This is a genomic window from Pseudoalteromonas sp. BZA4 (assembly GCF_040104395.1).
Lineage (GTDB): Bacteria > Pseudomonadota > Gammaproteobacteria > Enterobacterales > Alteromonadaceae > Pseudoalteromonas.
Window position 1 is genome coordinate 1 of the sequence record NZ_JBECOT010000111.1, and the last position, 5,449, is coordinate 5,449.

Sequence of the window (5,449 nt, forward strand, 5' to 3'; positions counted from 1 at the left end):
GATCAACTGCTTGTAACTCATGGTAAATGCTTCTGTTTGTTTGGCGACGATAGAGTACCACCAACAGGCAGTTGATCTCTTCTCACCGTTTAACCATGAGTGGTGCACTTATTATCTGAATTCGGGCTTAATATAAATATTCAATAAACTTTCGATGAATTGAAACCCTTTTTACATGAACAAACTTCTTTTCAACTTCGCTCATAGGTGGTGGAAATAAGGCCTGTGAGTATTAATTGTATATTTGTGGAAAGATAGATGTTTTGAATCATGATGCTTGTAGTAAGAATTAAGTGCTGATTGAACAATAATGAAACGATCTGCGCTGTAGAGTTCTAAAATAAGATATCTAAAGCTCTCCAAAGCTTCTCGGGGTTCTTCTATTAGCATCTTGAAATCATCGAAATTAATCACCTCTTAATCTACAAGAACGCACAGTTCAATAAAACCTTGCTGTGATTGTGCTAATAAATCCTCGTCAATTTCTTTAGTGAGATACCAAACATATCCATCTCTTAATGCGTTAGTTTTTATGCAAGCTTGCCTTCAATTGTTTTAGCTCTGTAGGTCGTCCGCCATGAAGTTTCCATATATCCGTGTTCTTGTTTATTAAGGACACTTTGGTGGCTGGCTCTTTCAACAAAACTATTAAACTCACTCATTAGTGAATCATAATTATTTTTAGAATTAATATTATATATCAGTAGAGAAAGCTATCGCGTTGTTTTTTAATTGCTCTCGTGGTTAATTAACGCCTGATGTAAATCCAATGAATTTGATATCAAGAATAGGACATAGATCAAAAAAAACCGCCTACAAAATGATGAGGCGGTTTTTAGTTGGGATCTAATTTGTGTAATTCTTGGCGCTTTTAATTGTTTTATTGAATTCACTAAGGAGTGAGCCATAATCTATTTCAGTTTTAATATTGTACTTTTCACTAAGGTTATTTAGCTCGCTCATAGTAAGCGTAGCAGATGATGAGAAATTAGGCTTTGCAACTACATAACTTTCATCAATAAGCATTACCCCTTTGAGCTGATGGAGCTTAATATAACGCTCGATATAAGATGCCAGCTCTGCAGGTGTAGCCCCCTCTGATGTAATGCGCTTTGAAATTTCTTCTGGATTAAACGTTTGAACTTTCGCATAACCTGCAATTAAATCAGTTACTTCAATCATCGATTTTTCGCTTACTGCTTTTGTGTAAGATACACCAGCAAAAAATGCTAAGGCTGACATTACTAGGCTTATTAGAATCATTTTTATATAGTCATTCATTGTTTAATCACCTAATTTGAGTTTAGTGCCAGATAGCACAGCGAATGTAATTGAACGTCCCGGTGATATCTCAATTACTGGGTGAATCTGTTCTGCTAAAGCGATGTAGTATTCAGCTAGTCTATCCATAGCATCAGCTGAGCCTTGGAACACACCAGCAGAAGCAACGGAGCCTAAGTCTACTGATTCCCATACCGCTCTATCACCACCAGACGTATTGATTGATGTAGTGCGTTGAGGAGCAACAGCTTCAGAAATGCCACTCATAAATCCAGCTGCCATAGAGCCTGCTAAGAGGTTGCCATTTTTGCTTACAAGTCTGCCGGCTATACCAAGTTTGCCATCAAAGTCAGAAACTGCATTCGCTTGAATCGCGCTTTCAACACTCTTACCGTCATTACGTACACATGTAATTGATTGTGCGCGGATATGCGCTCTTTCGCTTGATAAATCCCCGATTGCTTGGCCAATAACGTGACACTCGCGAATATCTAAAGTGAAATGGTTAGGCAAGATAGCTTCCTTTTTAACTCGGATAACAACCGGCATAGGAGAAGATTTGGCTGCAAGCTGTGTTGGAGCATCCAAACCAGTAAGTAAAACACCAGAGAAGAATGAGCCTGCAGGCAAATAAACAACGCCTTCGTCAGAATCAATTAGTCCACCTTCATTTGGATCGCTTTTCTTTTGGACCTCTTTTTCAGGTTTTAGACTTTGTTGTGTGATCAACAAATCTTTTTGCTGTTTTTCTTCAACAACACCCGAACTCTTAATGCTTCGAACGCTGCGTTGGGTGATAGTTCTAATAACACGGCCTTCGATTTGTGGTTTTGCAGTAACAAGCTGAGTAGGGGTTCTGTCAAAAACCCTCTCATCGTACTGTTGTGGTGCATCAGCTATAGCTTGTTGCCCTTGCTCTGCACCAGAGTATGAAGTGTTGTAATTTGAGCGTGAGCCACCATTTGATTGTCTATTATGTTGGGTATTTGCATATGCTCTATCGCGCACTTCCAGTTGGCGCTCGTAATCTTTCAATTTTAGCGTCAGGTCATCGATGCTTTGCTGCTGTTGCTGAACCATCTCAAGTACACGCTCTTTTTCTGTATATACCTCACGCTCTTTTCTGCGAATTGAGTCTACAGACTTGTCATAGATTTCGTCGAATTCGTTTTTATCGATGTTAGCAATGCTTTCTGAATCAAATAGCCCGCGTACTTTACCCTTTCCATCAAGGCGGTCTTCAGCTTGTCTTGCTGCAATTCTGTCCTGCAGACTGGTTTTATTATCACTCGAAGACATCGACTTATAACCAAAGAACGCAATAGGAATAATCACCAGTATTGCTGCAAACTTTCTAACTTTGGGATTTTCCCATTGTTTTTTAATGCTCATTTCCACCAGCCTTAGTTGATTACACGAGGACGTTTAGAGTTAGTGTTAACAATGCTTTGGCGCAATTTGTCTCGCAGGATATAAACTTCTGTTGCTTCGCCAGGTTGAAGTAGTGATTTGTTGTAAATGGCAACGGCCATAACATCACGTGACTCGCACATTTGTTCACGAACTGTATAGGGGCGTGTAGTTGTATTTTGGACTCTGACTACATCAACAACTTCTCTTGGACCGACAATTCGCTGTAGTACTTGCTGACTAATGGTTAATCCGCAAGGTTGGTGCATCGCTTTTGATACATCATGAGAAAGTGAAAAACCTTGTGGTATTTCACCTTTACCAACAGGTTTTAGAATTTGCTTAATACGCGCTACTCGATCTGTTTCAACATTTGCGACGTGGCCTTCAGTTAAAGACGCTTCAGCTAAAGCTTCTTGCTCTTTTATTTCCGCTCTGTGGTTTGCGCCTTTGTATTGCATCGTTTTTGAAAGATTCACATCGACATTTACAACAACCGGCATCGCTTCCATTGGTACCAATGTAAGGTTAATCATTGACTCTGGAACACCTTCTTCAAACAACATTAAAGCAACAGGCTTAAGTGAGTTTAAAGTGATGTATAAACGGCCATCTTCTAATTCAATGACTGATTCTTCGTCGTGGGTTCTAGCAGCAACCATCTTAAAATTAGTTATGATTGGATTCGTCAAGCCCACTGCTACAGGTACAGCGATATTAGCGCCGGGTTCAAGGTTGCTAAGGTTTTGGGTTGGCTTATATTTTGATTTAACGATATCTAGGAATGAGTACCCATTACCTGAGCGAATTGACTGTGCAGTTTGTGGCTGCTGGTATTGGTTAAAGTCAGCTTCATTCATCATTCCATTTGGTTTTACATTATCGGCAATTTGATTGATTTCATCTTGAGGGGAGACAGTTTTCATTACAGGTTCGCTTCGACTATCTAATTTTATGCCGTTTTTTGCCGCTTCGAATATAGCTTGCTTTGTAACCGGAATAGGTTGTTCATTTACTACCTCTGTTGGTAGCTTGAATGTATCGCTTGGATTTTCAGTTGCATCATTAGCGAAGGTGAATGCACTAGACGCACAACCAATGGCTAAAAGTATTGATTTCATTTTCATCTAGTTGCTCTCCTGTTGTTCTTTCACTTTCAGTTCTTTTGCCGCTTCTAGTACCCCTATCTCCAGCTCACTGTCATAGTAAGGTTGCGACTCTAAAGTTCCCGGTTCAGCATCGCCACGCGCTTCCATCGCTTGTTTTCGCTTTCTTGGGGTGCCCGGATATTGATCTAAGTGAGTAATTTTAGGTCTTCCATTTCTTGCGGTGATCTTAAATTCGTAGCTCCACTTTGTATCTGCTTTGGGCTCTCCACCAATGAAAGTGATTTTTTGGCCCCAAATGGTGATTAAATCAGTTTCAGGCTCATGAATTAGGTCGTCGGCAATAAAAACTTGTCGTATATCACGCATTTTTATCATTTCAGCTTGCTTATCTAGCATTGGCTCGATTTCAACTTGTAGTTGTGGAGATAACATTTTCATCATTATCTTTTTTACAAAATCGATGTTTTGCGAGTTAATGTTACCTATTAGAGTAGAAACGCTGTAGGCCCATGCTTGTTGGTAATTCTGGTTAGCTTTATCGCCTTGAATTGTAAGCTCACCAAAGTAATTCTGTTCTGGGATAACAACGACTTCACTGTCTTTGAAAAACAGTGTTAAAGCGCTTAGAGCAACTGTAATGGATAAAAATAGGTTAGCTACTCGGCTTATGTTGTTAGATGCAACCATCGATTTGAAGCTTCGAACTGAAGCGGATTTATCATCAAGCATTTTCTTGCCTTAGCGGTGGTATGTACGTTTAACTGGATCTGCAATTGATTTGCTTTGATTGGTTAAGATGAACCCATAAGACCAAAGCTTGTGTTTAACATAGGCTTTAGGGAATCGGCCTTTAACCTTTTGAGAGATATAAATGTATGCCATGGCTAGGCATACAAGGATAAAGGTCTGTTTTGTCACCATGCCAATCGCTACCGCGGCCATCAACGGTATTACTTGTTCTTTAGTAAATACAAACAAGATTAATAACGGTTGGTTGATGTGGGTCTTACAGCGGTAGCGATTGGGCGTTTCCATGTTTTAAAGCACTCCAACTGAAGCAGTTAGGAAGTACTCAACAGCATCTTGTGCATTTGCAAATAGCAGTGCGATAAGGAATGCACCCACACAAGTAGCATAGTTCTGCTTCATAATGCCTTGGAAAGCAGCAAAGCCAAATGTGAAAATTGAAATGATGATGCCAGGTGCGCCGGTTAACCAGCCAACTACTTCATTGTAAACTCCGTATAGGAAGTCACCAGAAGTTGGAGCCGCAGCCATTACGCCTTGTGAAATTAATAGAGCTAAAGAGATTACCATCAGTGCGATGGTCGCTTTTTTAGCAGTAGACATTTTTTTAGTGATTGTTGGTGCTTCAACAATGTTTGATTGGTTGGTTAGTTCCATTTTTAAACCTCTTAAGAGTTAATGTTCAACGTTAAAGTCGAATTAATCTTAAACTCTTAAAAACAGCATAAAGCCGGATTTTTATTTAAATTTGAATAAAAATTAAGGAACTCGATTCTGAACATTAGGCTTGCGCAATCTCACCCTTTCAAGGGCGAGTCAAGCAAGAGGTAACTAGTCTTTTTTCTGACTTAAAGCGCGTGAAGTTTTTACGGCTCTTTCACTTGGCGGTGTGTTTTGATTTT

At 39.7% G+C, this 5,449-nt stretch carries 6 protein-coding genes; all 6 read right to left on the reverse strand.

What is annotated here, in order from left to right; translation table 11 throughout:
• Window positions 1-846: 846 nt before the first annotated feature.
• The 6 genes from ABMY41_RS21290 to ABMY41_RS21315 are packed head-to-tail and all read right to left on the reverse strand — an operon-like array spanning window position 847 to window position 5,204.
• Complete coding sequence (locus ABMY41_RS21290; RefSeq protein WP_138558919.1) at window positions 847-1,281, reverse strand: hypothetical protein; 435 nt, start codon at window positions 1,279-1,281, stop codon at window positions 847-849.
• Between the two features lie 3 nt (window positions 1,282-1,284).
• Complete coding sequence (locus ABMY41_RS21295; protein WP_138534003.1) at window positions 1,285-2,673, reverse strand: TraB/VirB10 family protein; 1,389 nt, start codon at window positions 2,671-2,673, stop codon at window positions 1,285-1,287.
• Window positions 2,674-2,684: 11 nt separating this feature from the next.
• Window positions 2,685-3,812, reverse strand: coding sequence for a type-F conjugative transfer system secretin TraK (locus tag ABMY41_RS21300; protein WP_171040481.1), 1,128 nt, complete (start codon window positions 3,810-3,812; stop codon window positions 2,685-2,687).
• Between the two features lie 6 nt (window positions 3,813-3,818).
• Window positions 3,819-4,529, reverse strand: coding sequence for a TraE/TraK family type IV conjugative transfer system protein (locus tag ABMY41_RS21305; protein WP_036973924.1), 711 nt, complete (start codon window positions 4,527-4,529; stop codon window positions 3,819-3,821).
• A gap of 9 nt (window positions 4,530-4,538) precedes the next feature.
• A complete protein-coding gene (locus ABMY41_RS21310; RefSeq protein WP_036973922.1) occupies window positions 4,539-4,835 on the reverse strand; it encodes a type IV conjugative transfer system protein TraL in 297 nt (98 codons plus the stop codon).
• A 3-nt stretch (window positions 4,836-4,838) separates the two neighbouring features.
• Complete coding sequence (locus ABMY41_RS21315) at window positions 4,839-5,204, reverse strand: hypothetical protein (protein WP_055022201.1); 366 nt, start codon at window positions 5,202-5,204, stop codon at window positions 4,839-4,841.
• Window positions 5,205-5,449: the final 245 nt, after the last annotated feature.